This window comes from Adlercreutzia sp. CNCM I-6215 (assembly GCF_977072315.1).
On the sequence record NZ_CDRVMA010000001.1, the window covers coordinates 385,084 to 400,019 of the forward strand.

Annotated in this window: 10 protein-coding genes; 7 read left to right on the forward strand and 3 right to left on the reverse strand. The window is 67.1% G+C overall.

The features are described from left to right. Positions 1 to 434: 434 nt before the first annotated feature. From pheS to acpS, 4 genes are all read left to right on the forward strand, one after another. Entirely contained in the window at positions 435 to 1,496 is a 1,062-nt protein-coding gene (gene pheS / locus ACW4LP_RS01600; RefSeq protein WP_302403783.1) for a phenylalanine--tRNA ligase subunit alpha, read from the forward strand. A gap of 218 nt (positions 1,497 to 1,714) precedes the next feature. Further along, complete coding sequence (gene pheT / locus ACW4LP_RS01605; RefSeq protein WP_455803398.1) at positions 1,715 to 4,165, forward strand: phenylalanine--tRNA ligase subunit beta; 2,451 nt, start codon at positions 1,715 to 1,717, stop codon at positions 4,163 to 4,165. 259 nt (positions 4,166 to 4,424) lie between these two features. Further along, positions 4,425 to 6,272 (forward strand): glutamine--fructose-6-phosphate transaminase (isomerizing), encoded by a 1,848-nt coding sequence (gene glmS / locus ACW4LP_RS01610; RefSeq protein ID WP_022739495.1) that lies wholly within the window; start codon positions 4,425 to 4,427, stop codon positions 6,270 to 6,272. A gap of 79 nt (positions 6,273 to 6,351) precedes the next feature. After that, positions 6,352 to 6,903, forward strand: a complete 552-nt coding sequence (gene acpS / locus ACW4LP_RS01615; RefSeq protein WP_022739496.1) for a holo-ACP synthase — start codon at positions 6,352 to 6,354, stop codon at positions 6,901 to 6,903. A gap of 306 nt (positions 6,904 to 7,209) precedes the next feature. Here the strand turns inward: acpS and ACW4LP_RS01620 are convergent, their stop codons facing one another. The 3 genes from ACW4LP_RS01620 to ACW4LP_RS01630 form a co-directional block, all read right to left on the reverse strand. Continuing rightward, complete coding sequence (locus tag ACW4LP_RS01620; RefSeq protein WP_455803399.1) at positions 7,210 to 9,135, reverse strand: hybrid sensor histidine kinase/response regulator; 1,926 nt, start codon at positions 9,133 to 9,135, stop codon at positions 7,210 to 7,212. A 66-nt stretch (positions 9,136 to 9,201) separates the two neighbouring features. After that, on the reverse strand, positions 9,202 to 9,783 hold the full coding sequence (locus ACW4LP_RS01625) for a hypothetical protein (protein ID WP_455803400.1): 582 nt from the start codon (positions 9,781 to 9,783) through the stop codon (positions 9,202 to 9,204). Between the two features lie 114 nt (positions 9,784 to 9,897). Next, entirely contained in the window at positions 9,898 to 10,893 is a 996-nt protein-coding gene (locus ACW4LP_RS01630) for an ADP-dependent NAD(P)H-hydrate dehydratase (protein WP_455803401.1), read from the reverse strand. A 184-nt stretch (positions 10,894 to 11,077) separates the two neighbouring features. Between ACW4LP_RS01630 and ACW4LP_RS01635 the strand changes: the two genes are divergently transcribed. The 3 genes from ACW4LP_RS01635 (at position 11,078) to ACW4LP_RS01645 (ending at position 14,776) form a co-directional block, all read left to right on the forward strand. Continuing rightward, on the forward strand, positions 11,078 to 11,614 hold the full coding sequence (locus tag ACW4LP_RS01635; protein WP_022739499.1) for an HdeD family acid-resistance protein: 537 nt from the start codon (positions 11,078 to 11,080) through the stop codon (positions 11,612 to 11,614). 157 nt (positions 11,615 to 11,771) lie between these two features. Then, positions 11,772 to 13,883, forward strand: a complete 2,112-nt coding sequence (gene ligA / locus ACW4LP_RS01640) for an NAD-dependent DNA ligase LigA (protein WP_455803402.1) — start codon at positions 11,772 to 11,774, stop codon at positions 13,881 to 13,883. A gap of 317 nt (positions 13,884 to 14,200) precedes the next feature. Then, a complete protein-coding gene (locus ACW4LP_RS01645; RefSeq protein ID WP_157012739.1) occupies positions 14,201 to 14,776 on the forward strand; it encodes a C40 family peptidase in 576 nt (191 codons plus the stop codon). Positions 14,777 to 14,936: the final 160 nt, after the last annotated feature.

Sequence of the window (14,936 nt, forward strand, 5' to 3'; positions counted from 1 at the left end):
CGCGTGCCCGTGGCCCGCTTCCCGTCTGTCGGGCGCGGGAAAGTTCTGCGCTCGCTCCGCCTTGAAGTGCGCTATACTGTGGCGTTACATGCGATGACGAAGACAGCGGACGCGCGTCACGGTCGCCAGAGAAGGGCTTCACCGGCTGAGAGAGCCCGACCCCCTGGGTGCGTCTTATTCCCTTCCGAGCAGCATTCCCGAACGCGAACGCCCACGGGCGAGGCGACCAGTAGGGGTGCCGGGTGCTCCCGTCACAGAGCGCGAACAAGCGGGCGACGCTGCATCGCCACCCAATGGGTGCGCGGGTGCGTTGCCAACCGAGGTGGTACCGCGAGAGCCTTCTCCCGTCCTTGGATTCCTGGTAAGCCGCAAGCGGCCCCAGGCGGGACGGAAGAAGGCTCTTTTTTGTTGGCTCGAGAAGAAAGGCGAACCTTATGGCAATCGCAGAGGAGTTGGCGGCGCTGCGCGAGCGCACCTTGGCCGAAATCGCCGCGGCGGACACGTCGGCGGCGCTCGAGGCGGTGCGCGTGGCGGTGCTGGGCAAGTCCGGTACGCTGACCGGGTATTTGAGATCCATGGGCCAGGTGCCCGCTGAAGAGCGCGCGAGCGTGGGCAAGGCCGTGAACGCGGCCCGCGTGGAAGTGGAAGAGGCACTGGCCGCCCGCAAGGCGGCACTCGATGCCGCCGAACTTGAGGCGGCCATGGGGGCGGCGGCCGTGGACGTGACGCTACCCGGTCGCGCCCAGCAGGTGGGTACCCGCCATCTCATCAACGGCATCATCGACGAGGTGTCCGACATCTTCTTGGGCCTGGGCTACAAAGTGGTGGAAGGCGAGGAGATCGAGACCGACTACTACAACTTCACGGCCCTGAACGCCCCGGCCGATCACCCGAGCCGTTCCATGCAGGACACCTTCTACGTGCACGACCTGTCCGGCGACACCTCGCGGGTGCGCGGCGAGTCCGACGTGCTGCTGCGCACCCAGACTTCCGGCGTGCAGGTGCACGTCATGGAGGACTGGGAGTTGCCCATCTACATGATCGCCCCGGGCAAGGTGTACCGCCGCGATGTGGCCGATCCGTCGCATCTGCCGCAGTTCCACCAGATCGAGGGGCTCGTGGTGGATCGCGGCATCACCTTCGGCGACCTGAAGGGCACGCTCGACTACGTGTGCAAGCAGATCTTCGGGCCCGAGCGCAAGACGCGCTTCCGCGCCCACTACTTCCCGTTCACGGAGCCCTCGGCCGAGGCGGACGTGAGCTGTGGCATCTGCCACGGCGAGGGTTGCCGCATGTGCAAGGGCACCGGCTGGATCGAGATCTTGGGCTGCGGCATGGTGGATCCGAACGTGCTTTCCATGAGCGGCATCGACCCGGAGGAGTACTCGGGGTTCGCTTTCGGCATGGGGGTGGAGCGCATCGCCTGCCTGAAGTACGACGTGCCGGATTTGCGTATGCTTTTGGAAGGCGACATGCGGTTCTTGCGGCAATTTTAGTTGTAGCTCTGCCGGGGTCGGGCTTCCGAGTAGTGCTCAGTCGCTCAGACAGTCCTCGCTCGGCGGAAATGCCCACTGGGCATTTCCGTTCGCTGCGGAACTCGCTTGGTGAGCACCACCCGAAATCCCTCTGCACATGGTCACGGTAGGGAATAGGCAGGAACCAGTCAGAACTCTCGTTGTCATGCGAGACAGGCGATTAAGAGGAAGAAACCAGTATGAAAGTATCTTTGAAGTGGCTTTCTGAGTATACGGCGGTGCCGGAGGATTTGAAGGCGTTCTGCGACAGGCTCGATCTGACGGGCACGGGCGTGGAAGGCGTGGAGAAGACCGGCGAGGCCTTCGAGGGCGTTGTGGTGGGGCACGTGCTCACCTGCGAGCCGCATCCCGATTCCGACCACATGCACGTGGTGACGGTGGATGTGGGCGCCGAGGAACCCGTGCAGATCGTCTGCGGGGCGCCGAACATCGCGGCGGACATCAAGGTGCCCGTGGCGCTCGTGGGCGCGGTGCTGCCCGGCGATTTCAAGATCAAGAAATCGAAGCTGCGCGGCGTGGCGAGCTGCGGCATGTGCTGCTCGAAGCGCGAGTTGGGGCTCGGCCAGGATCATTCCGGCATCTGGGTGCTTCCCGCCGATGCGCCGGTGGGGCAGTCCATGGCGGACTTCATGGGCGCGGGAGATACCGTGCTCGACCTGGAGATCACGCCGAACCGGCCGGACTGCCTGTCCATGGTGGGTATGGCCCGCGAGGTGGGGGCCATGTACCAGCAGCCGGTGGCCTGGCCGCTTTCCGGCGACGTGGAGAAACTGGCTGCCGTGACTGCCGGCGAGGACGTGGCGGCCGCCGTCACCGTTGAGGTGCCCGATGCCGCGCGCTGCCCGCGCTACACCGCCCGCGTCATCGACAACGTGAAGGTGGGGCCTTCCCCTGAATGGCTCGCCGAGCGCGTGACCGCTGCCGGGGGCCGTTCCATCAACAACGTCGTGGACGTGACGAACTACATCCTGTACCTGTACGGCCAGCCGCTGCACGCCTTCGATTTCGCGAAAGTGGCCAGCGCCGACGGGTGCGCTCATATCGTCGTGCGCGCCGCCGCCGACGGCGAGCGCCTCACCACCCTGGACGGGGAGGACCGCGAGCTGACGAGCGACATGACGGTCATCGCCACCCCCGAGCGCGCTGTGGCGCTCGCCGGCGTCATGGGCGGCGAGAACAGCGAGGTCACCGAAGAGACCACCTGCGTGCTTTTGGAGTCCGCCGCCTTCGAGCGCGGCCGCACCTCCCGCACGAGCCGCAACCTGGGCCTTATCTCCGAGGCCTCCATGCGCTACGAGCGCGGCGTGGACGATCACTTGTGCGAAGTGGTCTCCCAGGCCGCGGCGGCGCTTCTGGCCGAGGTGTCCGGGGGCACCGTGCGCCCTGGCGTGGTGGACGTATACGAGCTTCCCACCGCCCGTCCGGAGCTCATCTTCCGCATTCCGCGCTTTGTGGCCATGATGGGGGCCGACATTCCCGCCGACTTCATCGAGGACATTCTCGTGCGCCTCGGCTGTGCCGTGGAGGCCACCGACGACCCCTCCGTGCTCTCGGTGCTGCCGCCCACCTTCCGCCCCGACCTGGAGCGCGAGATTGACCTGTACGAGGAAGTGCTGCGCCTGTGGGGCATGGACCGCATCCCGCCGACGCTGCCCGGCGGCCGCGAGCGCGTGGGCGCGCGCACGCCGGAGCAGGAGACGGTGCGCGTGATCAACGACACCCTGCGCGCCTCCGGCATGAACGAGACCATGACCTACTCCTTCGCCGAGCCCGGCGACATTGAGCGGCTGCGCCTGCCCGCCGAGGGGCTGGGGCTGGCCGTGGAGCTTCTGAACCCGCTGAATGCGGACATGTCGGTCATGCGCCAGTCCATCGTGCCCGGGCTTCTGCGCTCGGTGGCCTACAACCAGGCCCGCGGCGTGAAGAACATCCAGCTCTACGAGATCGGCACGGTGTTTATGGCCGCCGAGGGCCGCAAGAAGGCCAAGGAGCGCAAGAAGCTCGCCGGCGTCCTGGCCGGCTCCATGCATGAGGCGGCGTGGAACTCGCCGGCGGTGCCCTTCGACTTCTTCGACGCCAAGGGCGTGCTGGAGAACCTGGCCCGCGAGCTGGCGCTGCCCAAAGTGCGCTTTCGGGCGCTTTCCGCCGAGGAGGCCCCGCAGCTGCAGCCGGGCCGCGCCGCCGAGATGATGGCGAACGGCGCGGTTATCGGTTGGGTGGGGGAGATCCATCCGCTCGTGGCCGACGCCTTCGGGGCCGAGCCGCCTGTGGTGGCCTTCGAGCTTGATGTGGCGGCGCTCGTGCGCGCGTGCCGTCCGGCCCGCGACTACGTGGACGTGCCCACCTTCCCGGCCGTCACGGTGGATCAGGCCTTCGTGGTGGCCGAGGACGTGCCCCATGAGAAGATGGTCCAGGTGATGACCTCGGCCGGCGGGAAGCTTCTGGAATCCGTGGCGCTGTTCGACGTGTACCGCGATGCGGAGCGCGTGGGCGCCGGCAAGAAGTCCATGGCCTACAGCCTCGTCTACCGCGCGCCCGACCGCACGCTGACCAGCGAGGAAGTGGAGCGCGCCCACGGCAAGCTCGTGTCGAAGGTGGAAAAGGCCACCGGCGCCGAGGTTCGCGGGTAGGCGTCGGGCGAGGGCGGAACCACGCGGTATTCTGATTCGCTCAGGCAGTCCTCGCTCTGCAGGACAGGACATTCAGTCCTGTCCTGTTCGCTGCGGAACTCGCTCGGTCAGAACACCCCGTGTTTCCGCTTGATCCGGCAGCGGTCGAGACGGGCTTTTCGTGGAAGGCGGCCGGGGACGGCACCCCTTCGGTACAATAGCGAACCGGCAAATGAGTGAGGGCGGCCTCGTGCCGCCCGCTTTCGATAAAGGAGCATTTATGTGCGGAATCGTCGGCTATACCGGTGAGGCGAGCGCCACGCCCATCCTGGTGGAGGGGCTCACCCGCATGGAATACCGCGGCTACGACTCGGCGGGTGTGGCCGTGGAGCAGGACGGCGGCATTCAGGTGATCACCCGCAAGGGCAAGGTGGCCGAGCTCGCGCACACCCTCGGCCACTTCGAAATGACGGGCACCTGCGGCATCGGGCACACCCGTTGGGCCACCCACGGCAAGCCGAGCGAGGCCAACGCGCACCCGCACACCTCGTGCTCCGGCGACATCGCCGTGGTGCACAACGGCATCATCGAGAACTTCGCCGAGCTGCGCGAGGAGCTCGTCGGTCGCGGGCACGTCTTCAAGAGCGAGACGGATACCGAGGTGGTGGCGCACCTCGTGGAGGAGTCCTACCACCGCATGCTCGCCGAAGGCACCGGCGACTTGCGTGCGGCGGTGGCCGAGGCGGCCGCGCGGCTCGTCGGGGCCTACGGTCTGGCCGTCATGGCCGATGCCGAGCCGGGCACGATCATCGCCTGCCGCAAGGATTCCCCCATCGTGGTGGGCTGCGGCGAGACCGGCAGCTACGTGGCCTCCGACATCATTGCGATGATCGACGCCACGCGCGATGTGGTGGTGCTCGCCGACGGGCAGATGGCGCGCCTGCGCCCCGATGGCATCGAGTACTACGACGAGGCCGGCAACCCCATTAAGCCCGACGTCACCCATGTCGATTGGGATCTCGACGTCGCCGAAAAGGGCGGCTACCCCGACTTCATGCTGAAGGAGATTCACGAGCAGCCCCGCGTCATCCGCGATACGCTGGCCGGCCGCCTGGTCGCCGGCTCGCTGGTTATCGACGAGCTGGACATGACGCCGGCCGAGCTCAACCTGGTCGATCGCGTCTACATTATCGCGTGCGGCACCTCCTACCATGCGGGCCTTATCGCCAAGAACCTCATCGAGAGCTGGGCGCGCATCCCCTGCGAGGTGGAGGTCGCCAGCGAGTTCCGCTACCGCAATCCCATCATCACGCCCACGACGCTGGTCGTGGCCGTATCGCAATCGGGCGAGACGGCCGATACGCTGGCGGCCATCCGCGACGCCCGCGTGAAGGGGGCGAAGGTCTTCGGCATCACGAACGTGGTGGGAAGCCCGGTGGCCCGCGAATCCGACGGCGTCATCTACACCAAGGCCAACAAGGAGATCGCCGTGGCCTCCACGAAGAGCTTTTTGGGGCAGGTCGTCTCCCTCACACTTTTGGCGATGCTGCTCGGCCAGGCGGTGGGCCGGCTGACCGGCCGGCAGATCAAGCTTTTGTTCAGCGAGCTGGCCGATACCGCCGAGCAGGTCGAGCGCATCCTCGCCGACTGCGATCCGGCGGTGGAGGCGGCGGCCGACGCCATGGTGGACGCGACAAGCGCCCTGTTCATCGGCCGGGGCATGGGGGCCGCCACCAGCTACGAGGGCGCCCTTAAGATGAAGGAGATCAGCTACCTGCACGCCGAGGCCTACGCCGCCGGCGAGATGAAGCACGGCCCCATCGCCCTTATCGACGAGGGATTCCCCGTGGTGGCCATCGCGACGAAGAGCCCCGTTTACGACAAGGTGGTGTCGAATTTGCAGGAGTCCCGGGCCCGCGGTGCCTGCATCATTGCCGTGGCCACCGAGGGCGACGAGGAAATCGCTAAGCACGCCAACCACGTCATCTACGTGCCGAAGGTGCGCGACGCCTTCTCGCCCATCACGGCCAGCGTGCCCTTGCAGCTGCTCTCGCGCGCCGTGGCCGTCAAACGCGGCTGCGACGTGGACCAGCCCCGCAATCTCGCGAAATCGGTGACGGTCGAATAGCTTCGAATCTCTTTCGGCGCCGCGCTCGACCCCGAGGCGGCGCCTTTGCGTATCCCCGATGATCTGAAAGGCAGATGGAGTGGCCCGATCGAAGAAATCCCAAGCCGCCGTCGATGGCGCGCTTGCCATGGACGTGCCCAACGAGGAAGTGGGCCTCGGCGTGGACATCGTGGAAATCGCGCGCATGCGCAAGATCATCGATCGCTCGCCGGCCTTCGTGGAGAAGGTGTACTCCGCCGCCGAGCGGGCCTATTGCGACTCCCATGCTCATCCCGAAGTGCACTACGCCACCCGCTTCGCCGCCAAGGAGGCGGTGCTGAAGGCGCTCGGCACGGGGTTTTCCGAGGGCATCGGCTGGCTCGATGTGGAAGTGCGCCGCACGAGCAAGGGGCGCCCCTACGTGGTGCTCACCGGACGCGCCCGCGAAGTGGCCCGGGAGCAGGGCGTGCGGGAGATTCCCCTCTCGCTGTCCTACACCCATACCGACGCCGTGGCCTGCGCCATGGCCATCACCGAGGAGTCGGTGGCGGCCACCGAGCGGCGGCGCGACCCCATGGAGGAGCTCACCCGCCAGTTCAAGGACGCCCGCTCCCTGCTGGACGACCTCCCGGGAGCGCTTGCAGCCGGGTAGAATGAGCGATCTTCGAAACCCGCTGTCGATCCACCTTCCTGCGCAACCATCGATATCCCAAAGCAAGCCCTCGGGACAACTTTTCAGCATTTCGTGCAGAGAAAATCGCGATTGTGCGAGTCTGAAGCGCCTTCGTTGACTCATTTTGCGGAGAAAATCACGATCGTGCGAGTTTTTCTCTTCTCAGAACTCGCACGATCGTGATTTTCTCGACATTTGCGACGCATTTTATGTTTTGTCCCGAGGTTTGCTGAGTTTTGCGAAGCGAACAGACAAATGCGGCTAACGCGACAGGGCGGTTTTGCCCTATCGCGACAGCTTGGCTACGACGCGTTCCAGGGTGTGGACGTCGATGGGCTTGGCGACATGGGCGTTCATGCCGCAGGCGAGGGCCTGGCGCTCGTCCTCGGCGAAGGCGTTGGCCGTCATGGCGATGATGGGGATGGTGCCGGCGTCGGGGCGATCCATCGCGCGGATGGCCCGGGCGGCGTCGTGGCCGTTCATGACGGGCATCTGCACGTCCATGAAGATCATGTCGAAGGTGCCCGGGGCGCTCATCCCGAACTTCGCCACGGCCTCCTCGCCGTTGGCGGCCACCTCGCAGGTGGCGTCGTGGATGTTCAGGATGGCGGTGATGACTTCCGCGTTCAGGGCGTTGTCCTCCGCCACGAGGACGTGCTTGTGCGCCAGGGCGTTCCCGTCGGCCCCGCTCGCGTCGCCGGCTCGCTTTCCGCCGTCGCCCTCGCTGCCGTCCGTCTCGTCGTCGGCCGGCGGGAAGTCCAGATCGACGATGAAGGTGCTGCCCGTCCCCGGCTCGCTTTCCACGGAGATGGTGCCTCCCATAAGATCGACGAGGTTCTTCGTGATGGCCATGCCGAGGCCCGTTCCCTGAACCTTGTTGGTGAGGCTCGACTCCTCGCGGGTGAACGAATCGAAGATGGTGGCGAGGTAGTCCTTCGACATGCCGATGCCGTCGTCGCGGACGATGATGCGCAGGTGCTGCAGCTCGCCATGGCGCTTGGCGGAGCCGTCGACGCGGAAGAGGATGTGGCCGCCCTCCGGGGTGTACTTCATGGCGTTGGAGAGCAGGTTCATGAGGATCTGGCGCAGCCGCCCCTCGTCGCCGACGAGCCGGTCGTGCTCGACCTTGTCCACTTCCACGGTGAACACTTGGTTTTTGGCGTCGGTCTGCTGGCGCATCATGGCCTCGACGGACTCCACGGTGCCGGAGAGGGCGAAGGCGCTTGCTGCCAGGGTGGTCTTGCCGGCCTCGATCTTCGACATGTCCAGCACGTCGTTGATGAGCCCCAAAAGATGCTGGCCGGAGGTGGCGATCTTGCGGTTGTAGTCGCGCACATGGGCGGGGTTGTCGGCCTCGCGGTCGATGAGCGTGGAGAAGCCCAGGATGGCGTTCATGGGCGTGCGGATGTCGTGGCTCATGGAGGAGAGGAACGAGCTTTTGGCGCGGTTGGCGTCCTCGGCGGCGGTGGCGGCGCGCTCGAGGCGGGCGCGGATCTCGTGGTCGGCGGTGACGTCGGTGAGCGAGAAGATGGTCTTCTCGCGCTCGGCGAGCATCACGGGCCGCGCCGTCATGCGCAGCCACTGCGAGCGGCCCAGCGCCGGGTTGTCCGCCTCGAATTCCCAGGTGCGCGTCTTATCGCCGGCGCCGGAGTGCACGATGGCGGCCACGTTGGCGTAGGCCTCGTTGGGCGACAGCTCGTTGGGGACGAAGAAGTCGCGGGCCGGAATGCCGAGGATGTCCTGGGTGTTCTCGAAGACGGCCTCGATGAGGCGCTCCTTGCGATCGACGATGAAGATGGCGGTGTCGATGTTGGCGCCGATGGCCGAGTACACGCTCTGGATGTACTGCTCGTAGCGGTGCTCGCGGCGGCGCCGGTACACCATGAGGGCCACCATGGCCGCCGCCGCCACGGCCACGGCCACGGCGAGCACGGCCACCATCTGGTTGGTGATGCCGACGATCTGCGTGCCGTCGGATTCCACCACCGAAAGCGGCAGGATGGTCACGAGCGACCAGCCGCTTTTGGCGCTAATGGGGGTGTAGAAGACGAACTGGTCGGCGCCGTCGAGGGTCATGACGAGGCTGCCGGAGGTATCGGAGGCGATGCCGGCGAGCAACGAGGAGACCTGGGACGAGTCGGCGTTGTCGTTGATGAGGGCCGAAAGGCTGCCCTGGACCGCCTCGTCGGCGCCGCGGTTGGCGTCGAGCACGATGGTGCCGGAGGAGTCGACGACGAAGGTGGCGCCGGCGCTGGAATAGGTGGTGCCGTAGGAATTCTACAGCTCGTCGGCGGGGTAGGAGACGTAGACGGCGCCGAGGACGTCGCCGGGATCCGCGGGTGTGGCGGTCGTCCCGGGGCCGGCGGTGACGGGGGCGTCCACGATGGGGGCGTAGAAGAGGATGCGGCGCTCGCCGCCGTGGCCGAGGTACATCTCCGAGGAGCCGGTCTCGCCGGTCATGGCCGGGCCGAACAGCTCGTCTTCCAGGGCCGGATCGTACAGGTCGGTCTCGCTCGAGGAGCACCAGGTGTCGCCGTCCTTGGAGCGAATCCAGGCGGCGGCGGCCTCGTGGGTGGAGATGAAGTCCTTCACCTGGTCGCGGGCCTCTTGCGGGGTGACGTCGGCGATGAAGTGGGCGAGGCTTTTCACGGAGTTCTGGTCGGAGGCGAGGCATTCGTCCAGGTAGTGGGCGCGGGCCGTGGCCAGCTCCATGACCGAGGTGGTCGTGGTGTTGCGCACGAGGGACTGGATCTGCCCCAAGTAGAACAGATTCACCGTGATGGCGACGGCAGCGAAGATGGCCACGATGATCAGGCCCGCAGCCATGATCTTGCGGCTGTCGACTTTGACGGCGTGCACGGCCTCCCCTTTCTGCTCTCAATGACACCTCAGTATAAGGCTACAAAGAGGAAAGCGCAGCGAGATTCGCTATTAACCCCTGTCAATAGGAGGGGGCGAGCGTGCCGCCCCGCCTTAGGACTCGATGGCGCGGATGGCGTCGGGAAGGTAGGTGATGAGGTCCTCGGCGGCGACGCAGATGTCGGTGAGGGCGGCCGCGGCGGCCCGGCCCGCCTCGGCGTGCAGGGCGCAGCCGAGGGCTGCGGCGTCGCGGGGGGAAAGGCCCTGGGCGAGCAGGGCGCCGACGATGCCCGCGAGCACGTCGCCCGTGCCGGCCTTGGCGAGCGCGGACGTGCCCCGGTCCATGACCTCCGCGGTGCCGTCGGGCGAGGCGATGAAGGTCACGGGGCCTTTGAGGGCCACGACGGCGCCATAGGCCTCGGCGAGCGCGCAGGCCAGGGCCGCAGGCGCGGGGTCGGGTTCGGCTAGCGTGGCGCGGCTTGCGGGGGAGAGGGCGGCCGCAGCCTCCGCGAGGGGGCTGCGCACTGCCCGGGCAGCCGCGTCCTCGGCCTCTTCCAGGGCCTCCCGGGCGCCTTGGGCCAGCCGCGCCGCCTCGCCGCCGTGGGGCGTGAGCAGCGTCGCGCTCCCAGCGGCGGCCCGCTCGCGGGCCAGGCGCAGGCCGGTGGCGTTGGCGAGAAGCCCGAGGGCGCCCCCGTCGACGAGCAGGGGCGCCTTCCAGCCCCGCACCGTTTCCATGAGAAGTGACGTGAGGGAAGTTTCCGCCGCGTCGAAGCCGCAGCCGATGACGCAGGCCGTCGGGTGGCCCGGCCGGGGCGCCGGCGCCTTGGCCGGCTTCCACGCTCTCCAGTCGCGCACCACCAAAGACGGCCGCCAGCCGCGCACGGTGATCATCGATTTCCCGGCGCAGAACACCTCGGTGTAGCCGGCCCCGCCACGCTCGCCGGCCGCAGCCGCCAGGCAGGCCGCGCCGGGGTAGGCCGCCGAGCCGACCACGAGGCTCAAGTGCCCGCGGGTGTACTTGTTGGCATCGGCGGCCGGATGCGGCAGCAGACAGGCCAGCTCGGCATTGCCCCGGCCGGGGGCCACTTTCAGATCCTCCGCGTCTTCCATCTTTTCCACGCCTTCCAAATAATGAGCGAAACCCTCATGAAACGCAGCGCCAACGCAGCGCAATCCTATCGGAAACGGGACGGCCGCGCGGCGTAATTCTCATGTTCCCGCTTCTAGAATGAATATCGTCACCGTAGCACACTGCGATGGCGGATAGCCAAAGGGTTAAGGAGTTGTGATTATCATGGACATCAAGGTAGGACGCAACTGGGGCCTGTTCGCCGCGGGCATCGCCCTGGTCATTATCGGATTCGTGCTGCTCATGGTGCCGGGGCTCACGCTGGTGAGCATCGCTGTCATCGCCGGCTGCATGTTTCTGGCCGCGGGCATCGTGGATGCCTACGCTTACTTCAAGTACCGCGAGGCCGAGGGGCTGTCCGGCTGGGCGCTCGCCTACGCCGTCTGCGATATTATCTTGGGCGTGCTGTTCATCGTGCATCCCATAGCGTCGGCTGTGGTGATTCCCTGGGTCATGGGCATCTTCGTGGTGGCCTACGGCATCTTCGAGATTGTGGCGGCCGTCCGCTTCCGCGATGCGCTTCCCGGCTGGGGCTGGGTGCTGTTCGCCGGCATTGTGTCGCTGTTCTGCGGCATCGCCTTCTTCCTGTGGCCGGGCACCTTCGCGCTGTTCTTGGGATTCTTCCTGATGGCCCGCGGCGTGCAGATGGCCGTCTACGGCGTGTCGCTGCCCCAGGCGACCATCGTGGCCCACACCCACTAGGAAGTGCGCACGCTCGGGAGGAGTTGCGCTCTGAGGAAGCAACGCCCGCTAGGCGAGGAGTTGGCGGCACTGCGGCCGCGCCAGTGATACCATAGGCGCGAAGAGATTCGAGGCCCGGAAACGCTTCCGGGCCTCTTCATGCGGAAAGCGAGGAATCATGGCGGAGCAGGGCAATCTGTTCGAAGGACAGGATCCGGCGGCGCGGGCCGAAGCGCTCAGGCGCGAGATCGAGCACCACAGCTACCAGTATTACGCCCTGGACGCGCCCACCATTTCGGACGCGGCCTTCGACTCGCTCATGCGGGAGCTGCGCGAGATAGAGGCGGCGCACCCGGAGCTGGTGACGGCGGCCTCGCCCACCCAGCGGGTCGGCGGCTACGTGGGCGAGCAGTTCGCGCCCGTCGTGCACGAGCGTCGCATGTACTCGCTCGACAACGCCATGGACTTGGACGAGCTTGACGAGTGGATGGAACGCACCGCCGAGGCCTGCGGAGGGGCGCTTCCGCCTTTGTGCTGCGAGCTGAAGATCGACGGCAGCTCCATCGCGCTCACCTACGAGGACGGCGTGCTCGTGCGGGCGGCCACCCGCGGCGACGGCACCACCGGCGAGGACGTGACCGTGAACATGCGCACCGTGCGCGACGTGCCCCTGCGCCTGCGCGACGAGGCGCGCGGTGCCATCGCGCCGGGGGTGGAGACGCTGGAGCTGCGCGGCGAGGTGTACATGCCGAAGAAGAGCTTCGAGGCCTTGAACGCCGCCGCCGAGGAGGAGGGCCGCGCCCCCTTCGCGAACCCGCGCAACGCCGCCGCTGGCTCGCTGCGCCAGAAGGACCCGGCCGTGACGAAGATGCGCGACCTCTCTACCTTTATGTACGCCATCGCCGATGACGCCGCCTTGGAGGTGGAGGGCCAGTGGGAGCTTCTGCAGTGGCTGCGGAAGGCCGGCTTCCACGTGAACCCGGACGTGCGGCTGTGCACCACGGCCGAGGAAGTGCGCGGCTTCTGTCGTGAGTGCCTGGATCGGCGCGAGTCGCTGCCCTACGAGATCGACGGCGTGGTGGTGAAGGTGAACGACTTCGCCCGCCAGCGCGCTATGGGGTTCACCGCCCGGGCGCCGCGCTGGGCCATCGCGTTCAAGTTCCCGCCCGAGGAGAAGACGACGCTTCTGCGCGACATCACCGTGCAGGTGGGGCGCACCGGCGCGCTCACGCCGGTGGCGGAGCTTACGCCCGTGGTGGTGGCTGGTTCCACGGTGGCCCGGGCGACGCTGCACAACCTGGATGAGGTACACCGCAAGGACGTGCGCGTGGGCGACACGGTCATCGTGCGGAAGGCGGGCGACGTGATCCCCGAGGTGCTGGGGCCGGTGCTTTCCCTGCGCAGCCCCGAGGCGCGCATCTGGGAGATGCCGAGCGTATGCCCGAGCTGCGGCAGCTCCGTGGTGCGCGACCCGGGCGAGGTGGCGTTCCGCTGCATCTCCATCGACTGCCCGGCCCAGGCGCTGGAGCGGCTTCTGCATTGGGCGAGCCGCGGGGCGCTGGACATCGACGGCATGGGGGAGGAGATCGTCTCGCGGCTCGTGGAGAGCGGGCGCGTGGCGGACGTGGCCGACTACTACTCGCTTTCCGAAGAAGAGCTGGCGAGCTTGGACATGGGCCGCGTGAAGGCCGACGGGGAGCCGGTGCGCCTCGGGCACACGGTGGCGAAGAAGCTCGTGGCGGCCATCGAGGCGTCGAAGGGCCGCTCGTTTGCGCGCGTGCTGTTCGGGCTGGGCATCCGGCACGTGGGTAAGACCACGGCCGAGGCCATTGCGGCGGCCTATCCCTCCATGGACGCGCTCGCGGCGGCCGGGGAGGACGAGCTGGCGGGCGTCTACGGCGTGGGGCCGAAGGTGGCCCACGGGATGTGGCTGTTCTTCCGCACGCCGGACAACGTGTCGGTCATCGAGCGGTTGCGCGCGGCCGGCGTGACCATGGCCGATGAGGCCGTCGCTGTCGGCGAGGAGGTGCCCCAGGTGCTGGCGGGCCTTACCTTCGTGCTGACGGGGATGCTTGCGCACTCGGGCATGACCCGCGACGAGGCCGGGGCGCGCCTGAAGGCCATGGGGGCCAAGGTGTCGGGGTCGGTGTCGAAGAAGACGAGCTTCGTCGTGGCGGGGGAGAACGCGGGCTCGAAGTACGACAAGGCGGTGGCGTTGGACGTGCCCGTGCTGGACGAGGCGCAGCTATTGAACCTGCTGGAGACCGGGGAGGTTCCGCGCGAGGTGTAGGTGCGGGGCTTCCGGGGGCGGAGCCGCGGGGTACTGCTCAGTCGCTCAGACAGTCCTCGATGGTATCGAAGGCGTCGGGCGATCCTCGTCCCACGCCCTTTGCGCCTTCGATACCATCTGCGGAACTCGCTTTGTGAGCAGCACCCCGCGTCTCCGCCGGACCCAACTTCTCTTCTGACTTCATTTGTCATGAATGGGGAAGGCGTGAACGGGGCGTGGGGGTTCGGTTTAGTTCTCGCGCACGGGGCGTGAACTGAAGGCGGGCAAGTTGTGGAGGGGGTTGGCGGGCGCGCTTTCCTCCTTTAGGCTTCGGCCCCATGGTTATGTTCAAAGCGCACACCAAGGCCGCGGGGATGATTGTCGCGGCTGCTCTTCTGGCGGCGTTGTGCACCGCCTTCTCCCATCCTGCGGCCTATGCGTCCGAGGTGGAAAGCCCCTTCACGAAAACTCAGGACTTCGCCCGCGAGATAAAAGAGTACGTGGGCGATGTGGCCGACGAGGCGGCCGCCCAAGCTGAGGCTGAGGCGCTCGAGGGCCGGCGGCAGTCGGTCGTCGCCGAGGCTGATGCGCAGCTCGGGGTACCGTACTCCTACGGCGGCACGACCCCTTCGGGTTTCGATTGCTCCGGGTTCACCCGCTGGGTGTTCTCCCACGCTCTCGGTCGCGAGCTGCCGCGCACGGCTGCCGAGCAGAGTGCGCTGGGCGTCGGGGTCTCGCTGGATGAGCTGGTGCCCGGCGACCTTCTGTTCTGGGGGTCGGGCTCGGGCGTCTACCACGTGGGCATCTACGCCGGCGACGGCGAGTACATCCACGCCTCCACGGGCGGCGGCCGCGTCATGCGCGCCACCTTCGACTACTTCGCCCCCGACTTCGCCAAGCGCGTCATCGAGTAGGCGCGCCTTTTGCTAACATGATTGATGACCCCGCTCATAAGCGAACAAGGCCCTTCGTCCCGCGGCGCCGGGAAGTTGAATATGAGGTCTTTGAGACGCCATTTTGCGGGTTATGTGACAAAATGCCAGATCAGAGATGCAAATAGGAGTGTATGACCAG

Excerpts from the sequence above, each read along its gene's own strand:
- ACW4LP_RS01645 (WP_157012739.1), top strand. The coding sequence starts at position 14,201 with ATGGTTATGTTCAAAGCGCACACCAAGGCCGCGGGGATGATTGTCGCG.
- pheT (WP_455803398.1), top strand. The coding sequence starts at position 1,715 with ATGAAAGTATCTTTGAAGTGGCTTTCTGAGTATACGGCGGTGCCGGAG.
- ACW4LP_RS01630 (WP_455803401.1), bottom strand. The coding sequence starts at position 10,893 with ATGGAAGACGCGGAGGATCTGAAAGTGGCCCCCGGCCGGGGCAATGCC.
- pheS (WP_302403783.1), top strand. The coding sequence starts at position 435 with ATGGCAATCGCAGAGGAGTTGGCGGCGCTGCGCGAGCGCACCTTGGCC.
- glmS (WP_022739495.1), top strand. The coding sequence starts at position 4,425 with ATGTGCGGAATCGTCGGCTATACCGGTGAGGCGAGCGCCACGCCCATC.
- ligA (WP_455803402.1), top strand. The coding sequence starts at position 11,772 with ATGGCGGAGCAGGGCAATCTGTTCGAAGGACAGGATCCGGCGGCGCGG.
- ACW4LP_RS01635 (WP_022739499.1), top strand. The coding sequence starts at position 11,078 with ATGGACATCAAGGTAGGACGCAACTGGGGCCTGTTCGCCGCGGGCATC.